The organism is Streptomyces sp. NPDC026672, assembly GCF_040638185.1.
Taxonomy (GTDB): domain Bacteria; phylum Actinomycetota; class Actinomycetes; order Streptomycetales; family Streptomycetaceae; genus Streptomyces.
Genome location: NZ_JBEZXS010000025.1, coordinates 106,220 through 124,191 on the forward strand (window position 1 = coordinate 106,220; position 17,972 = coordinate 124,191).

The following is a 17,972-nucleotide window of genomic DNA, read 5'->3' on the forward strand; positions in this document are numbered from 1 at the left end:
CCTTCACGGCACCACCCGGTACAGTTCCTGTCCGCCCGGTCCCCGCGCGACCGTCCGCAGTCCCGCACCCCGCACCACTCCCCTCCGCGCACCCACCCGGTCCACCACCCACCGCACCCCGTACTCCCGCTCGATCCCCCGCCGCACTCCCTCGGACGTCCCGGCCGCGAAATACCGCCGCACGGCCTCCTCCCGCCGGCCCGCGTCCGGCAGGAACACGTCGGGATACCCCGGCGCCACCGTGTACGCCCCGTACGCCGGGATCTGCCGGGCGGGGAACGTCCGCGCCATGACCACGTCCCCGTACCTCACCCAGGGCGTGATCCACGCGTATCCCGGCCACGGCGCCGGATACCTCGCCGCCACCGCCGGCGGCAGCGCCCCCCTCCCCGTCGCATAACCCACCGTCCCCGACTGCGCCCACGCCCCGACGGCCAGCGCGCCGGCCAGCACACACGCCCATCCGGTCCGCACGGCCCGCCGTCCGCCGGCGAACACCTCCAGCGCGGCCGCGAGCTGAGCCGGGATCAGCGCCGCCGGCAGCGCCCTGCCCCAGGAGTAGTGCCCCGTGACCCCGCCCGCCACGAACACCACCGCCCCGAGGGCGAAGAACAGCACCAGCGGGTCCCGTCCGTCCCGCCGCCACCGCGCGGCCAGCGCCGCCACTCCGAGCACCGCCAGTCCGAAGTGCCCGGCCGGTCGCTCGTACAACGGCCGGTGGATGGCCTGGAGTTCCGCTCCGACGGAGAAAAGGTGGAAAAAGTCGTAGTACGGCCAGACCCACAGCACCGCCACCCCGCACAGCAGCCCCGCACCCAGCCGCAGCACCACCGACCGCCCCGGCCGGGCGGCGAGCACCGTCGCGAGCGCGCCCGCCGAGGCCACGACCCCGGTGAACTGGTGGACGAGCAGGATCACCCCCCACAAGGTGCCCAGCCCGAGCCACACCGCCCGCCCGGACCCGTCCCGCAGCGCGTCCGACAGCCACGCCCAGAGGTGGAAGGAGAGGCCGAGGGCGAACAGGCTCGGATACGCCACCGTCAGCGCGAGGGAGCCGAGCCCGACAAAGCCGCTCCACTCGAACGGCACCGGCCCCCACAGGAAGAGCAGGCACAGCACCGCCACGGCGGGCGCGGCCGGATGCCGGGCGAGCGTCCGGACGTACCGCCACACGCCCGTCACGAACAGCGCGAGACCGACTAGCGCGCCGACCCGGAGCACGGCGAACACGGGCAGCCCGCCGACCCGGGCGACGGAGCCCAGCACGAGCGTCCACGGCGAGTAGTACGGGCTCGGGGTGTCCGCGTCGACCAGCGGGTTGCCCGGGTGCAGCAGGCTGTGGCGCAGGCGTTCGATCGTCGCCGCGTGCATACCGAGGTCGCCGACCCAGGGCAGCCGGACGATCACCAGGAGCAGCAGGACCAGAAGGGCCAGGACGAGCGCGGCGGCGGTCCGGGTGAGGAGCCGGCCGGCCCGGGGCGCGGGCCCGTTCGCAGTCACCCGGCCACATTATGACGAAATGCCCGGATTGACCGTAAACGCCGGACCCTGTGGCTCGTTTCCGGACCGGCCCGGCCCGGTGCGCCGCCCGTCCGCCCGTCGGCCCGTCGGGCCCGTCGGCCCGTCCGCGGGAGAACCCCGGAACGCGAACGGGGGTGCCCCGGGCCGTGCGGCTCGGGACACCCCCGCGGGCGTGCCTCGGTTCCTACGAGCGCGTGCGCGTGCCTACGAGTGCGTGCGCAGCAGTGTCCGCATCGTCCTCATGGCCACCGACAGGTTGGCCAGGTCGAACGCGTCCGAGCTGCGGATCTCCTCCAGGGTCGTGCGCGCGCGGCCCAGGATCGCGGTGTTCTTCTCCTCCCACGCCTTGAAGCGCTGCTCGGGAGTCGAGGTGCCGTTGCCGACCGCGAGGACGTCCGCGGTCAGCGCCGAGTGGGCCGCGTACAGGTCCTCACGGATGGAGGCGCGGGCCATGGACTGCCAGCGGTCCGCGCGCGGCAGCTCGATGATGCGGTCCATGAGCTGGGTGATGCTGAGCCGGTCGGCGAGGTCGTAGTAGACCTCCGCGACGTCCAGCGGCCCCCGGTCCATGCGGTCGGCCACCGAGACGATGTCCAGCGCCGGGAAGACGGAGGAGAAGCCCGCCACCCGCGTGGCCACCTCGTCCGGCACCCCGGCGGCCGACAGCTCGTCGTAGATCCGCTGGTACCACTCCAGGTCCGCGCCGCGCAGCAGCTTCGGCAGCTGCTGCCAGACCTGCTCGACGCGCTCCGCGAAGAAGTCGACGGTCTCGGCGAGCGCCAGCGGCTGCGGCCGGTTGTTGAGCAGCCAGCGCGTGCCGCGCTCCACGAGCCGGCGCGAGTGCAGCCGGATCCGGGTCAGGACGGCGGCCTCGACCTTGTTGTCCAGCGCCTCCACGGCGTCCCACACGGGCGCCGAGCGGAAGATGGTGCGGGCCACGGTCTGCGCCCGCACGATCTCCTCGAGCGACGCGCCCGTCTCCTCGCGCAGCCGGTGCAGATACGTCGTACCGCCCGTGTTGACCGTGTCGTTGACCAGCACGGTCGTGGTGATCTCACGGCGCAGCGGGTGGCTGTCGACCCCGTCGGTGAACCGCTCGCGCAGCGCCGTCGGGAAGTACGCGTGCAGCAGGCCGCGCAGGTACGGGTCGTCGGGCAGCGACGTCTGAAGCAGTTCCTCGGCGACCGTGATCTTGGTATAGGCGAGCAGGACGGCCGTCTCGGGGCTGGTCAGACCCTGCCCCTGGTTCAGCCGCTCGCGGATCTGGCGGTCGGTGGGCAGGAACTCCAGCGCCCGGTCGAGGTGGCCCTCGCGCACCAGGTGGCGGATGAACCGCTGCTGGGCGTGGAGCATGTCCTTGGACTGGGCGAGCGCGTTGGCGATGGCCGTGTTCTGCGCGTAGTTGTTGCGCAGGACCAGGGCGCCGACCTCGTCGGTCATCTCGGCGAGCAGCTTGTTGCGCTGCTTGACGGTCATGTCGCCGTCCGCGACCAGCCCGTTGAGCAGGATCTTGATGTTCACCTCGTGGTCGGAGGTGTCCACACCGGCGCTGTTGTCGATCGCGTCGGTGTTGATCTTACCGCCGTGGGTCGCGCACTCGATGCGGCCCAGCTGTGTCAGGCCCAGGTTGCCGCCCTCGCCGACGACCTTGACCCTGAGGTCCGCGCCGTCCACGCGGATCGCGTCGTTGGCCTTGTCGCCGACGTCGCTGTTCGACTCCGTCGACGCCTTGACGTACGTCCCGATGCCGCCGTTCCACAGCAGGTCGACCGGCGCCTTGAGGATGGCCTTCATCAGATCGGCCGGGGTCAGCTTGGTGACACCGGCCTCGATGCCGAGGGCCTCGCGGATGTGCCCGTTGACCGGGATCGCCTTGGCCGTGCGGGGGAAGATCCCGCCGCCCGCGGACAGCAGGTCGGTGTTGTAGTCGGCCCAGCTGGAACGGGGCAGCTCGAACAGCCGGCGGCGCTCGGCGTAGGAGCTCGCCGCCTCCGGGTTCGGGTCGATGAAGATGTGCCGGTGGTCGAAGGCGGCCACCAGCCGGATCTGCTCGCTCAGCAGCATGCCGTTGCCGAACACGTCACCGGACATGTCGCCGATGCCGACGACCGTGAATTCCTCGGTCTGCGTGTCCACGTCCAGCTCGCGGAAGTGCCGCTTCACGGACTCCCAGGCACCGCGCGCGGTGATGCCCATGCCCTTGTGGTCGTACCCCGCGGAGCCGCCGGATGCGAAGGCGTCCCCGAGCCAGAAGTTGTACGACTCGGCGACCCCGTTGGCGATGTCGGAGAACGTCGCCGTGCCCTTGTCGGCGGCGACCACCAGATAGGTGTCGTCCTCGTCGTGGCGGACGACGTCCGGCGGCGGCACGATCTCGCCGGCGACCATGTTGTCGGTGATGTCGAGCAGCGCCGAGATGAAGGTCTTGTAGCTGGCGACGCCCTCGGCCAGCCACGCGTCCCGGTCGACGCTCGGGTCGGGCAGCTGCTTGGCGACGAAGCCGCCCTTGGCGCCGACGGGCACGATGACGGTGTTCTTCACCATCTGCGCCTTGACCAGGCCGAGGATCTCGGTGCGGAAGTCCTCACGCCGGTCGGACCAGCGCAGACCGCCGCGCGCGACCTTGCCGAAGCGCAGGTGCACGCCCTCGACGCGCGGGGAGTAGACCCAGATCTCGAACGCCGGGCGCGGCGCCGGGAGGTCGGGGATGGCCTGCGGGTCGAACTTCATCGACACGTAGTCGTGCGGGCCGCCGTCCCGCGTCTCCTGGAAGAAGTTGGTGCGCAGGGTCGCCTTGATGACGGTCAGGAAGGACCGCAGGATGCGGTCCTCGTCGAGGCTCGCGACCTGGTCGAGCGCGGCGTCCAGCTCTTCGAGGAGGGCGTCGACGATCTCGCGTCCGGCGCGCTGCCGGTCCGGCGACATCCGCGCCTCGAACAGGGAGACGAGTAGCCGGGTGGTGTGGACGTTCGTCCGGAGGGTGTCCTCCATGTAGTCCTGGCTGAACGTGGAACCGGCCTGGCGCAGGTACTTCGCGTACGCCCGCAGCACCGTCGCCTGCCGCCAGGTCAGCCCGGCGCCCAGCACGAGGGAGTTGAAGCCGTCGTTCTCCGCCTTGCCCGTCCAGGTCGCCGCGAAGGCCTCCTGGAAGCGCTCGCGGCCGTCGTCGCCGAGGTAGTCGCCGTTGCCGCCGCCCAGCGACTTGGGGATGCGCAGGCCGAAGTCGTAGATCCAGCTGGTGGTGCGGTCCGCGCAGCGCAGCTCGTACGGCCGCTCGTCGATCACCTCGACACCGATCCGGTTGAGGACCGGCAGCACCGCCGACAGGGAGATCGCGGCGCCCTTGCGGTAGATCTTGAAGCGGCGCTCGTCGGGGGCGGCGCCCACCGGCTCGTACAGGCTGAGCGCGAAGTCGTTGCCGGCCTCCTCGCTGAGCTGCTCCAGGTGGACCAGGTCGGCGACGGCCGCGCGCGGGGTGTGGTCGGCCTTGTAGCCCTCGGGGAAGGCGCCGCCGTAGGAGCGCAGCAGTTCGGCCGCGCGCTCCTCGCCGCACTCGGCGTTCAGCGCCTCACCGAAGCCGTCGGCCCAGGAGCGGGCGGCCTCGACGAGACGGGCCTCGATGCGCTCCTTGTCGCCGTCGGACAGCTGGGGCAGCTCGGTGCCCTGCGGGACGCGGACGACGAAGTGCAGCCGGGACAGGATCGACTCGGTGTTCCAGGCGGTGAAGTCGACGTTGGTGCCGCCGAGTTCCTCCTTGAGGATGTCGATGATCCGCAGCCGGACGCCGGTGGTGTAACGGTCGCGCGGGAGGTAGACGAGGGCCGAGTAGTAGCGGCCGTACTCGTCCTGGCGCAGGTAGAGGCGCAGCCGCCGGCGCTCCTGGAGGTAGAGCACCGAGGTGACGATGGAGCGCAGTTCGTCGACCGGGGTCTGGAACAGCTCGTCGCGCGGGTAGGTCTCCAGGATCTGGAGCAGGTCGCGCCCGTCGTGGCTGTTGGACGAGAAGCCGGCGCCCTTGAGCACCTCCTCGACCTTGCGCCGGATGACGGGCACCCGGCGGACCGACTCGGTGTACGCGGCGGACGAGAACAGTCCCAGAAAGCGGCGCTCCCCGACGACGTTGCCGTCCTTGTCGAACTTCTTCACCCCGACGTAGTCGAGGTAGGACGGCCGGTGCACGGTGGAGCGGCTGTTGGCCTTGGTGAGGACCAGGAGCTTGTGCTCGCGGGCCTTGGCGCGGGCGTCCGCCGGCAGCCGTTCGAAGGAGGGGCTGACCGGGTGGCCCTCGTCCTCGGAGTGGTGCGGGTCGGAGCGCAGGATGCCGAGTCCGGTGCCGGGCACGGCGGCCAGCGAGTCGTCACCGCGCAGCTGGTACTCGCGAAAGCCCAGGAAGGTGAAGTGGTCGGCGGCCAGCCAGCGCAGCAGCTCGCGGGCCTCCTCGACCTCCGGCCCGGGCAGGTCGCCGGGGACGGACTCGCCGACCAGGCCCTCGGCGATGCGCAGGGCCGCCTCTCGCATCTTCTCCCAGTCCTCGACGGCCTCGCGGGCGTCGGACAGGACGCGCAGCAGGTCGGCGGTGATCTGCTTCAGATCGGCGCGGTCGGTCTCACGGTCGATCTCGACGTGGATCCACGACTCGACGTGCGCGTCGTGCGCGAGGTCGGCGCCGGCGGGCGGGGTGGGCAGGACCTCGATGAGCTTGCCGGTGACGTCCCGCCGGACCACGAACTGCGGGTGGATGACGACGTGGATGCCGCGTCCCTGCCGGGTCAGCTCATTGGTGACGGAGTCGACGAGGAAGGGCATGTCGTCGGTGACGACCTCCACGACGGTGTGGCTGCACGTCCACCCGTTCTCCTCGACGGTCGGGGTGTGCACTCTGACGTTGGCGGTGCCCTGCGGCCGGCTCTCGGCGAGCCGGTAGTGCGAGACCGCGGCTCCGAACACGTCGACCGGGTCGCGGTCGGCGAAGTCCTCCGGGGCGGTGTGCAGGTAGTAGCGCTGGAGGAACGCGAGCACGGATTCCTGGTCCGGGGCACCCGCGATGCCCTCGCCCGTCGTCCCAGTCGGTAGGTGCCCCCCGACCGGGCTGTTCTCAGCCACCCGGGCGGCCCTTTCGAGCAGCTCGGCCTTTGCTTCGTCCAGCTTGGTCTGCATTGTCCTCTGACTCCTGTCGCGCGCCGTTGCGTGACGTAGAAGGAAGTACGGTCTCTTCCCCTGCGGCCCGACGCCACGGCCCGGGATGTCCGGTCCGTTCCGACGCTATGCCGCGAGGCGAGATGAGCGGGGGGAATTCGGCCAATGTCAACGCACTCGACGGGTGTGACGCTGCTCTCCGCGACGCCGTCGCCCGGGATGTGTGCGGCGCCTCGGGGACCCTTACGGCGCCCCCGTCCCGCCCGCGCGGACCAGCGACCGCCGCCCGGCCACGGATGTCGTCCGTGGTCGCCGGGCGCGGGGCAGGGGCAGCAGCGCCCCCGCGAGGTATCGCGCTGATCACGCCACAAGGCTATCGCTCCTCACCCCCGGCCCGTCATGAGCCGTATGTGTACAAAACCGGGGGTCGAACTTTGACGTTCTGCACAGCGCGGATCCGGCCACGTCGGACGTATCCGCAGGCCGGGGCGGGGTTGGGGCGACGTGTGGCGCGATTCCCCCGAAAGTGGCGCACTCCCGCGGCGGCGCGGCACGCTGGAGGCACGTGACGGGCACACCGTCCGAGGGCCGACGCACGCCCGAGAGGAGCCGTCCCCCATGACCGCGAAGATCCTCATCGTCACCGGCGACGCCGCCGAGTCGCTCGAAGTGCTCTACCCCTACCAGCGGCTGCGCGAAGAGGGCTACGAGGTGCACATCGCCGCCCCGAGCCGCAAGAAGCTCCGGTTCGTCGTCCACGACTTCGAGCCCGGGTTCGACACCTACACCGAGAAGCCCGGCTACACCTGGCCCGCCGACCTCGCCTTCTCCGAGGTGGATCCCGGTCAGTACGCCGCCGTGGTCGTCCCCGGCGGCCGTGCCCCCGAGTACCTGCGCAACGACCCCGAACTGCGCAAGATCCTCAAGTCGTTCTTCGACACGGACAAACCGGTCGCCCAGATCTGCCACGGCCCGCTGCTCACCGCGGCGATCGACGGACTCAGCGGCCGGCGCGTCACCGCGTACCCCGCGCTGGAGCCGGACATGCAGGCCGCGGGGGCGACCTTCCAGGACACCGAGGCGGTCGTGGACGGCACCCTCGTCTCCGCCCGCGCCTGGCCGGACCACCCCGCGTGGATGCGGGAGTTCCTCACCGTGCTGCGGGCGAAGGCACCGGTGACCTGAGCGGGCGGCTCAGCGGGTGTGTCGCGCCGTGTGTCGCACCCGCTCCTGAGGGCCCTGCCCGGAGGGCTCACGCGGCCAGGCGGGCGGCCTCCGCCACGGCGTCCTCCAGGGTGTCCACCACCGGCACCCCGACGGCTTCGAGGCTTTCCCGGCTGTGCGACCCCCCGGTGTAGAGCACGGCCCGCGCCCCCACGTGCCGCGCCGCCACCGCGTCGTCGGCCGCGTCGCCGATCACCACCGTGCGCCCCGGCTCCACACTCGCGAGGGCGTCCAGGTGACGGGCCATGTGCTCCGCCTTGCTGCCGCCGGACGGCCCGGTGCGCCCGTCCACGCGTATGAAGTGCGACTCGATCCCGAGGCCGCGCACCAGCGGGACCAGGTCGTCGTGTCCGTACATGCTGAGCAGGGACTGGCTGTGCCCCGCCGCACCCCACTGGTGGAGCAGCGCCGCCGCCCCCGCGGTGAGCTCGCAGGTCGGACGGTGCTCCGTGTAGTACCGGTGGAAGACGCCGTCCATCAGCTCCCACTCGTCCTGTGTGGGCAGCCGCCCCATCAGCCGCTCGTAGAACCTGGGCACCGGCACGCAGTACAACGCCCGGTACTGCTCCAGCGTGATCGGTTCGAGGCCCAGCTCGGCCGACGCCGCGTTCGTCGCCCCGATGATCGCGTCATTGTCGTGGAACAGCGTCCCGTTCCAGTCCCAGACGATGTGCGCGCTTCCCTGCTTCCCCATGCCCGAAAACGTACCCGCCGCCTCTGACAATCAGGGAAACTGGCAGGCCAGGGGCGATCCACGAGGGCCACGAGAGCATGGTCGGGCGGGCGCGGGCGCGAGGTTACGCGAGCCCCACCAGGCCGGGGATCTCCTGCGTGGCGTACCAGAGCAGTTCACGGTCCTCGGCGCCGTCCACGACGAACTGCGCGTCGTCGTCCCCGGCGTCCGCCGCCTCCAGCGCCCCGGCCGCGGCGGCCACGTCCGCCTCCGCGTCCTCCAGGTCGACGTGCACGGCCGCCGCCCTGGCCAGCCGCACCGCTCCGGACACCCGCACCTCGCCGAGCGCGGCCGGGTCGAGCGCACGGTCCGGGTCGGCGTGCGCGGCGCCGTCGGCCACGTCCACGGCGACCACGACCCGGCGGCGCGGCGCCTCGGGGTCGGCGGCCAGCAGCCGCAGGGAGGCCAGCGCGGCGCGGTTCAGCGCGGCGTACTCCAGTTCCTCCAGGTCGTCCGAGAGGTACCACTCGCGCAGGGCGGGCGTGACGGCGTAGGCGGTGAAGGGGCCCGCCCCCAGCTCACCCGTCTTGTACGCCTCGGCGAGACCGGGGAGGGTCAGGGGGACGTAGACGCGCATCGCTCGCCGCTCTTTTCGTCGTCGGATCGGGTCGGGCAGAGCCTTCAGGATACGTGTGGACGTCCCCTTTCGAGCCCCCGTCCACACCCCCTCGGACGTCAACCCGGCGCCCCGCACCTCACCCGGTCCCACCCTGTCCCGACAGGGTTTCCGAGCGGTCGCATCACCCTGATAAGTGAACTCCCGGAGCCCCCGACGCGGACCGGAGCTTCCTTGCTCACGTCCCCTCGGCGCCGTACAAGATCCCCACCAGCAAGTTACCGCCCAGTATCGATCCGGGTCGCAGAACGGGGATTCCCATGAACAAGGTCATGACCAGAACCGCACAGCGCCGCCCCGGCACCCACCCGCCGGCCCGCCGCGACCCCCGCCGCCCCGGCACGGCCCCCACACGGACCCCGTCGAGGGGAAACCCGGGGACGAGGCAGTCACGGACGCCGCGAGGAGCCACCACGACGGCCCCGCTCGGGACGGCCGCGTCGGCGCCGATCGCCGTACCGTCCCGCCCACGCCCCACCGACCTCTTCGCGGACCGTCTGCTGGCCGTCCTGAGCGGTCACCGCCCCGTCCACTGGATGCTCCGGCACACGGTCGGCCGCGCCTACGACGACCTCGCCCGCCTCGCCGAGGACGGCCCCCTGCGCACCAGGGGAGCACGGCCCGTCGTCCGTGACATCGGCTACTACGTCCCGCGCGCGGGCGCCATCGAGGTCTTCGCCCGCATCGCCGCGGGCGACCGCCTGCGCGCCCTGGCCTTCCGGCTGGAACAGGGCCCCGACCTGCGCTGGCGCTGCACGGCCGTGGAGGTCGGCGGCCCGCGCGAGCCCCGGGAGGACCGCTGACCGGACGGAAGCCCGAACGCCGGCGGGGCCGGGTCCCCTCCTCCGAGGTGGACCCGGCCCCGCCGGACCGATCAGGACGCCCTGGGCGTCCGGTCGACGTCACTTGCGACGGCGACGGCCGCCCTTCGCCTGCTTGCGGCGCTCCGCGCGCGTGAGGCCGTCCGCCTCGGAGCGCACCGGCTCCTCGTCGTCGTAGGTGAAGTCGCCCTCGACGATGCCGCCCTCGCCATCCACGGTCGCGGCGGAGAAGTGCAGGCCCCGTCGCTGCGGAGCGTCCAGCCCCTTGGCGCGGATCTCCGGACGCGAGCCCGCCTGGGCCGGCACCGCGTCCTGGACGCCCTCCGCCACCGGCTGGGCGTCCTCGACCGGGACCTCCTCGACCTGCTGCTCGACCTGGACCTCCAGGTTGAACAGATAGCCGACGGACTCCTCCTTGATGCCGTCCATCATGGCGGTGAACATGTCGAAGCCCTCGCGCTGGTACTCGACCAGCGGGTCCTTCTGCGCCATCGCGCGCAGGCCGATGCCCTCCTGGAGGTAGTCCATCTCGTAGAGGTGCTCGCGCCACTTGCGGTCGAGGACCGACAGCACGACCCGGCGCTCCAGCTCACGCATGATCTCGGAGCCGAGCTGCGTCTCACGCTCCTCGTACTGCTCCTGGATGTCGTCCTTGATGGACTCGGCGATGAACTCGGCGGTCAGACCGGCCCGGTCGCCGGCCGCCTCCTCCAGCTCGTCGATGTCGACCTTCACCGGGTAGAGCTGCTTGAACGCGCCCCACAGCCGGTCCAGGTCCCAGTCCTCGGCGAAGCCCTCGGCGGTCTCCGCGCCCACGTACGCGTCGATCGTGTCGTTCATGAAGTGCTGCACCTGCTCCTGGAGGTCCTCGCCCTCCAGGACCCGGCGCCGCTCGCCGTAGATGACCTCGCGCTGGCGGTTGAGCACCTCGTCGTACTTCAGGACGTTCTTGCGGGTCTCGAAGTTCTGCTGCTCGACCTGCGACTGCGCGGACGCGATCGCGCGGGTGACCATCTTGTTCTCGATCGGCACGTCGTCCGGCACGTTCGCCATGGACATCACGCGCTCGACCATCTGGGCCTTGAACAGCCGCATCAGGTCGTCGCCCAGCGACAGGTAGAAGCGGGACTCTCCCGGGTCGCCCTGACGGCCGGAACGACCGCGCAGCTGGTTGTCGATACGCCGCGACTCGTGCCGCTCGGTGCCCAGGACGTAGAGGCCGCCGTTCTCCTCGACCTCGTCCTTCTCCGCCTTGACGGCCTGCTCGGCCCGCTCCAGGGCGGCGGGCAGCGCGGCGGCCCACTCCTCGATGTGCTCCTCGGGGTCGAGGCCGCGCTGCCGCAGCTCCGCCTCCGCGAGGTCCTCAGGGTTGCCGCCGAGCTTGATGTCCGTACCACGGCCGGCCATGTTCGTCGCGACCGTGACCGCGCCCTTGCGGCCGGCCTGGGCGACGATCGACGCCTCACGCTCGTGCTGCTTGGCGTTCAGCACCTCGTGCTGGATGCCGCGCTTGCTGAGCTGCTGCGAGAGGTACTCGGACTTCTCGACCGAGGTGGTGCCGACCAGGATCGGCTGGCCCTTCTCGTGCTTCTCGGCGATGTCGTCGACGACCGCCTCGAACTTGGCGACCTCGGTGCGGTAGATCAGGTCCGACTGGTCCTTGCGGATCATCGGCTTGTTGGTCGGGATCGGGACGACGCCGAGCTTGTAGATCTGGTGGAACTCGGCGGCCTCGGTCATCGCCGTACCGGTCATGCCGGAGAGCTTCGTGTAGAGGCGGAAGAAGTTCTGGAGCGTGATCGTGGCGAGCGTCTGGTTCTCGTCCTTGATGTCCACCCCTTCCTTCGCCTCGATCGCCTGGTGCATGCCCTCGTTGTAGCGGCGGCCGGCGAGGATACGGCCGGTGTGCTCGTCGACGATCATGACCTCGCCGTCGATGACGACGTAGTCCTTGTCCTTCTTGAACAGTTCCTTGGCCTTGATGGCGTTGTTCAGATAACCCACGAGAGGGGTGTTCACCGACTCGTAGAGGTTGTCGATGCCCAGCCAGTCCTCGACCTTGGAGACGCCGTTCTCGTGGATGGCGACCGTGCGCTTCTTCTCGTCGACGTCGTAGTCGCCGGTCTCCTCGAGGGACTTGAGCGGGTTGCCCGCCTCACCTCGCTTGAGGCGCGTGACCAGCTTGGCGAAGTCGCCGTACCACTTGGTGGCCTGGTCGGCGGGACCGGAGATGATCAGCGGCGTACGGGCCTCGTCGACCAGGATGGAGTCGACCTCGTCGACGATGGCGAAGTTGTGGCCGCGCTGGACGAGTTCGTCCTTGGCCCACGCCATGTTGTCGCGCAGGTAGTCGAAGCCGAACTCGTTGTTCGTGCCGTACGTGATGTCGCACTCGTACTGCTCGCGGCGCTGGGCCGGCGTCATGTTGGCGAGGATGCAGCCGACGGTCAGGCCCAGGAACTTGTGGACGCGGCCCATCATCTCGGAGTCGCGCTCGGCCAGGTAGTCGTTGACCGTGATGAGGTGCACGCCGTCGCCGGAGAGGGCGTTGAGATACGCGGGCAGCGTGCCGACGAGCGTCTTGCCCTCACCGGTCTTCATCTCGGCCACGTACCCCAGGTGGAGGGCCGCGCCGCCCATCATCTGCACGTCGTAGTGCCGCTGGCCGAGGACGCGCTTGGCGGCCTCGCGCACGGTGGCGAACGCCTCGGGGAGCAGGTCGTCGAGGCTCTCGCCGTCGGCGTACCGCTGCTTGTACTCATCGGTGAGGGCCCGCAGCTCGGCGTCGGAGAGGTCGACGAAATCCTCTTCGATGGAGTTGACCTGGTCCGCGATGCGGTGCAGCTTGCGCAGGATTTTGCCTTCGCCTGCACGCATGATCTTCGAGAGGACGGACACGGGGGCTGGTCTCCTTGCCGGTCGGGCCTGGGACGGTCGGTTTCCATTTGACGTACTGAGCAACGGCCATCGTATGCGAGGACCCGGCCGTGCCGGGAGGCCCGGCGGTCCGGCGACTTCGGACCGCCGATTTCACCGCCGCTCCACCCATTCTCCGGGGCTTCACAGAGGACAACGTCCGGGAAGCGCGGATGGTGCCGCGGCGCCGTGCGGAATTACGCGAAATGTGATCACGCGCTCACACAGCGCGCGGAAAGGCCCGCGCGGACCGGACCGCGAGGCACGCCCCGCAAAAGGATGGCGTCCGTGCCGGTGCCCGAGCAGAATCGGCCGATGGAACCCGTCACACTGACCACCCGGCGGCTGCTCCTGCGCAGTCCCGGCCCGCAGGACGCGGACGCCGTGCACGCCGCCGCGCAGGACCCCGACCTCCAGCGCTGGATCTCCCAGTTCCCCTCGCCCTACCTGCGCGAGCACGCCGAGAGCTTCACCGAGCAGGTCGTGCCCGACGGCTGGACGAACAATTCGATGTTCACCTTCGGCCTCTTCCTGCCCGGCGGCGACCTGGTCGGCATGCTCGCCGTCACCATGCGCGCCCTCGGGGTGGGCGAAGTCGGTTTCTGGGCCACCAAGGAGCACCGCGGCAACGGCTACGTCACCGAGGCCACCCTCGCCTCCGCCCGCTGGGCCTTCACCCAGCTCTCCATCGACCGCCTGGAGTGGCGCGCGGAGGTCGGCAACCGCCCCTCCCGCGCGGTGGCCGAACGCGCGGGCTTCACCATCGAGGGCACCCTGCGCTCCGCGGTGAACAACAAGGGGGTGCGCCGGGACTGCTGGATCGGCTCCCTGCTTCCCTCGGACCTGGGCCTGCCCTCGGCCGCGCCGTATCTGCCGGCCCGCGAGCCGGGGCACTGACCCGCTCCGACCGCGGACCGGTGGCCGAGAATCCCCAGGTCGCGCCGCGTTGTCAGTGCGGGCGCCTATCGTGCTCAGTCATGACGACCCCGCGCCCCACCGCAGCCCTCTCCGCGGACGAGGCCCGCCGCATCGCCCTGCGGGCACAGGGCTTCCTCGGCTCCCCCGACCGCCGCGCAGGCGTCCGTGGTGTCCTGCGCCACCTCGGCGCGGTCCAGCTCGACACCATCTCCGTCCTCGCCCGCTCCCACGAGTTGATCCCCTACGCGCGCCTGGGCGCGGTCGGCCGCAGGACGGTGGAGGACGCCTACTGGAACACCACGTCAGACGGCGAACCGCACTCCTTCGAGTACTGGTCGCACGCCGCGTGCATCCTCCCCGTCGAGGAGTGGCCCCACTTCGCGTTCCGCCGCCGCGCCTACCGCGCCCGACCGCACTGGCACCACGAGCTCCCCGACGGCACGTACGACCAGGTCGTCAAGCAGCTCAGGGCCGAGGGCCCGCTCACGGCCACCGAACTGGGCGGCGCCAAGCGCACCAGCGAGTGGTGGGACTGGTCCGGCTCGAAGGTCGCCGTCGAGCGCGCGCTGATGTACGGCGAGGTGGTGTGCGTGGAGCGCCGCGGCTGGAAGCGGGTGTACGACCTGGCCGAACGCGCGATCCCGGACGCGCTGCTGCACGACGACCTGGACGACGCCGAGTGCCTGCGCCGCCTGGTGAGGCTCGCGGGCCAGTCCCTCGGGGTGGGCACACGCGCGGACATCGCCGACTACCACCGCCTCAAGGGCGAGCAGGTCGACGCGGTGATCGCGGACTCGGGTCTGGTCCCGGTCACGGTGGAGGGCTGGTCCAAGCCGGCCTGGGCCGATCCCGAGGCCCTGGCGACCGTGCCGCGCGGCCGCCACCGCACCACACTGCTGTCGCCGTTCGACTCCCTGATCTGGGAACGGGCCCGCACGGAGCGGATCTTCGGCTTCACCCACCGTCTGGAGGCGTACGTCCCCAGGCCGAAGCGGGTGTACGGCTACTTCGCGATGCCGGTGCTGGCCGGCGGCCGTCTGGTCGGCCGCGTCGACCCCGGGCGCGAGGGCCGCACGCTGGTGGCCCGGCAGGTCACCCTGGACGGCGCGAAGGCGGTCCCGGCGGTGGCGCAGGCACTGGTCGAGGCGGCGAGCTGGGTGGACTGCACGGACGTCCGCGTGGAACGCGTGGACGCGCCGGAGCTCCGCGAGCCCCTCACCCGGGAACTCGCCGTCCTTCTGGCCTGACCGTCACCTGATCTCGAGGATCTTCTCCCGCATCGCATAGACCACCGCTTCCATCCTGGAGTGCAGCTGGAGCTTCTCCAGGATGTTGCGCACATGGTTCTTCACGGTGTTCTCGGAGATGAACAACTCCTTGGCGATGTCCCGGTTGTTCATTCCGGTGGCGACGAGCTTGAGCACTTCGAGTTCACGGTCGGTGAGCCGCGGCGCCGGCACCAGCCGGCGCTCGTCCGTGCGCTGGATCATCGACTTGAACTCGGTGAGGAGTTTCGACGCCATGGACGGACTGATCTGCGACTGCCCGTCGGCCACCGCGCGAATCGCGGTGGCCACCTCGTCCGTGGAAATCTCCTTGAGGAGATAACCGGTGGCGCCCGCCTTGATCGCGTCGTAGAGATCGGCTTCTTCGTCGCTTATCGTGAGCATGATGATCTTCGCGCTGGGGGCGACCTCCTTGATGGAGGTGCACGCCTCGATCCCTCCGCGCTTGGGCATCCGCACGTCCATCAGCACGATGTCGGGCAGCAGGTCGGCGGCCTTGTCGACGGCCTCGGCGCCGTCGCCGGCCTCCCCCACGACCTGGATGTCCTCCTCGGCGGCGAGCACGATCTCCAGTCCCCGGCGGAACAGGGCGTGGTCGTCGACGACGAGGACTCTGATCGGCTCCTTGCGCGAGGTGCCCGCGTCCTGGCCCACGCCGCCGAGGTCGCCGTCGGCATCCGCGTCCCGCATCGGTCCGAAGCTGTCCGCCATCGTTCCTCCCCCTGAAGGCTGTGGCCTGTGGTCCTGTGCCATCGCCAACCCAAGGCAGCGGCCCACCGGTTGGGCCGGTGCGGCCATGATTCCATGCTCGGGCGGCACTGCGGTGACATGCGGGACGCGAAGTGGTCGCACACCGGTGCCCCTGGGGGCGCACGGGCGCTCCAGGGGCACCGGCTCAGCTGTGGCCGGTCGGCCGGCTCAGCCGCCCAGCGTGCCGCCTGCCGCGGGCGGTTGGGCCTGGGTCACCATCGGGTCGGTGCTGAGGTGGATGACGCCGTAGTCGTACGCGTGCCGCCGGTAGACGACACTGGGTTCCTTGGTCTCGGAGTCGACGAACAGATAGAAGTCGTGTCCGACCAGTTCCATCTCGTAGAGCGCCTGATCGAGGCTCATCGGGGAAGCGACGTGGGTCTTCTCGCGAACGACGAGCGGGCCTTCGCCCTTCACCTCCAGCGAGCCGATCTTCTTGGTGGGCACGCCGTCCGTCTCTTCCTCCCGGACGGGGTGGCCGTTCCCGTTGAGCGTCGCTGCGTCCGGCACGTGGTCGGGAACCTCCGCCGCCGAGATCCGGCGTGCGCCGCGTCGCGAGAAGCGCTTGTCGTGCTGCTTGCGCAGCCGGGCGTCCAGCTTCTCCGCCGCCAGGTCGAGTGCCGCGTACGGGTCACTCGCCGCTGCCTCCGCCCGGATCACCGGACCGCGGGAGCGGAGCGTGATCTCCACTCGGTCGCAACGGTCGGCCTGCCGGGGGTTGGGCTCCTTGGACACCTCGACGTCGAGGCTGATCACCTTGCCATCGAGCTTCTGGATCTTCTCCAGCTTCAGCTTCTCGGCCACGTGCTTGCGGAACCGCTCGGGCACCTCGGTCTTGCGGCCCTTGACGACGATGTCCACGCAGAACTCCGTTCCGGGGTCACTCCGCTTCCAGGCGGAGCATCTCCCTTGTGCACCAAGTTCCGGTCGGCGCCGGAACCTCGGACTCGGTGACTTCCACCTCCTCCTCCCCCACGGGCGAGATCTCCACCCCGCCGCCGCGAGTGAATGCTTAATACACGCGGCGCAGCATTCGGTTATGAGGGGTATGGCCTGCGGCTTTCCCTCACAACAGAACATATCTCGCTCGGACGGATGTCGTCACCCTCTACTGCCGCGTACCTCCGTTCAAGTGAATTGAACCTCCCACCACCTGCGACGTTGTAAGTTCGCGGTCAGTTCCGATTCATTTCGAAGGAATCCGGCGGCGCCGCGATCACTGCGGCTCGGACGCTTCGGACCACCGCGTTCACTTCCGTGATTCCGGGTTCACCGAGTACCCGTCCGTGCGTCTCCTTCCTCGGCCCCGCCGTCCGTTCTCCCCTTCCTTCCCGAGTTGCGCGCGCGTACACAGGCCGTACGGCCCATACCGCTCGTGCCGCCTCCGTCAGTGAGGCACCGGTCGTCATCAGGTCGTCGACCAGGACGACCCGGCTCCCGGCGAGCAGTCGCGTACCGCCCGCCACCACCTCCAGCGCGCCGCGGACGTTGGCCAGCCGCTGCCGGGAGTCGAGCCCCGACTGGTCGGCGACCGCTCGCCGCTGCCGCAGCACGCCGGCCACCCTCGCGGACATCCCGGTCCGCCGCAGTTCGCCGGCCGCCGCGAGCGCCATGCGCCGTACCGGATCGTGTCCCCTCGACCGGACGGCCCAGGCGGCGGAGGGCACGGGCACCAGCACCACGGGCGGCTCGCCACGCCCCGCCGAAATCCCCTCCCGGGCCGCCTGACGTTCGTGGAGGGCCGCCCGCACCACTGCTGCAAGCGCCGTGCCCAGGGGCCGCGCGAGGGGCAGCGCACCGCGTTCCTTGTGGGCGAGGAGCACAGCGCGCACCTCGTCCGTGTAGGGAGCCGCCGCGTGCACCGGCGGCAGTCCGCACGGCTCCGGCACCGGTCGCACCCGGCTCGGCGCGGCCCCGTTCAGGGCGGCACGGCACCCAGGACAGAGCACCGTGCGAGGCGTCCCACAGCCTCCGCACTCGGCCGGCAGCACCAGGTCGGTGAGGTCCTGCCACCACCCCCGCATGCCCACCACTGTGCCAACACCCGGCCC

Annotated in this window: 12 protein-coding genes; 4 read left to right on the top strand and 8 right to left on the bottom strand. The window is 70.7% G+C overall.

What is annotated here, in order from left to right; genetic code table 11:
• Positions 1-3 precede the first annotated feature (3 nt).
• Together AB0F77_RS27025 and AB0F77_RS27030 are read right to left on the bottom strand one after the other, a co-directional pair.
• Positions 4-1,500 (bottom strand): hypothetical protein, encoded by a 1,497-nt coding sequence (locus tag AB0F77_RS27025; protein WP_361953883.1) that lies wholly within the window; start codon positions 1,498-1,500, stop codon positions 4-6.
• Between the two features lie 225 nt (positions 1,501-1,725).
• Positions 1,726-6,678: an NAD-glutamate dehydrogenase gene (locus tag AB0F77_RS27030; RefSeq protein WP_361953886.1), complete on the bottom strand. Its 4,953-nt coding sequence runs from the start codon at positions 6,676-6,678 to the stop codon at positions 1,726-1,728.
• 597 nt (positions 6,679-7,275) lie between these two features.
• Here AB0F77_RS27030 and AB0F77_RS27035 point away from each other — a divergent pair.
• Positions 7,276-7,842, top strand: coding sequence for a DJ-1/PfpI family protein (locus AB0F77_RS27035; RefSeq protein WP_361953889.1), 567 nt, complete (start codon positions 7,276-7,278; stop codon positions 7,840-7,842).
• Between the two features lie 67 nt (positions 7,843-7,909).
• On the opposite strand, the gene AB0F77_RS27040 is transcribed toward AB0F77_RS27035, so the two are convergent.
• Positions 7,910-8,575: an HAD hydrolase-like protein gene (locus AB0F77_RS27040; protein ID WP_361953892.1), complete on the bottom strand. Its 666-nt coding sequence runs from the start codon at positions 8,573-8,575 to the stop codon at positions 7,910-7,912.
• 103 nt (positions 8,576-8,678) lie between these two features.
• Positions 8,679-9,191, bottom strand: a complete 513-nt coding sequence (locus AB0F77_RS27045) for a hypothetical protein (protein ID WP_361953895.1) — start codon at positions 9,189-9,191, stop codon at positions 8,679-8,681.
• Between the two features lie 299 nt (positions 9,192-9,490).
• On the opposite strand from AB0F77_RS27045, the gene AB0F77_RS27050 reads away from it, so the two are divergent.
• A complete protein-coding gene (locus AB0F77_RS27050) occupies positions 9,491-10,033 on the top strand; it encodes an Rv3235 family protein (RefSeq protein ID WP_361953898.1) in 543 nt (180 codons plus the stop codon).
• A 99-nt stretch (positions 10,034-10,132) separates the two neighbouring features.
• Here AB0F77_RS27050 and secA read toward each other — a convergent pair whose 3' ends face one another.
• Positions 10,133-12,949: a preprotein translocase subunit SecA gene (gene secA, locus AB0F77_RS27055; protein ID WP_361953901.1), complete on the bottom strand. Its 2,817-nt coding sequence runs from the start codon at positions 12,947-12,949 to the stop codon at positions 10,133-10,135.
• Between the two features lie 333 nt (positions 12,950-13,282).
• On the opposite strand from secA, the gene AB0F77_RS27060 reads away from it, so the two are divergent.
• The gene (locus tag AB0F77_RS27060) at positions 13,283-13,864 is read left to right on the top strand and encodes a GNAT family N-acetyltransferase (RefSeq protein WP_361953903.1); all 582 of its coding nucleotides are present in this window, start codon (positions 13,283-13,285) and stop codon (positions 13,862-13,864) included.
• Between the two features lie 80 nt (positions 13,865-13,944).
• Positions 13,945-15,132 (top strand): crosslink repair DNA glycosylase YcaQ family protein, encoded by a 1,188-nt coding sequence (locus AB0F77_RS27065; RefSeq protein ID WP_361953906.1) that lies wholly within the window; start codon positions 13,945-13,947, stop codon positions 15,130-15,132.
• A gap of 3 nt (positions 15,133-15,135) precedes the next feature.
• Here the strand turns inward: AB0F77_RS27065 and AB0F77_RS27070 are convergent, their stop codons facing one another.
• From AB0F77_RS27070 to AB0F77_RS27080, 3 genes are all read right to left on the bottom strand, one after another.
• Entirely contained in the window at positions 15,136-15,882 is a 747-nt protein-coding gene (locus AB0F77_RS27070) for a response regulator transcription factor (RefSeq protein ID WP_361953909.1), read from the bottom strand.
• A gap of 207 nt (positions 15,883-16,089) precedes the next feature.
• Positions 16,090-16,782, bottom strand: a complete 693-nt coding sequence (gene raiA / locus AB0F77_RS27075; RefSeq protein ID WP_361953912.1) for a ribosome-associated translation inhibitor RaiA — start codon at positions 16,780-16,782, stop codon at positions 16,090-16,092.
• A gap of 314 nt (positions 16,783-17,096) precedes the next feature.
• A complete protein-coding gene (locus AB0F77_RS27080; RefSeq protein WP_361953915.1) occupies positions 17,097-17,945 on the bottom strand; it encodes a ComF family protein in 849 nt (282 codons plus the stop codon).
• Positions 17,946-17,972 lie beyond the last annotated feature (27 nt).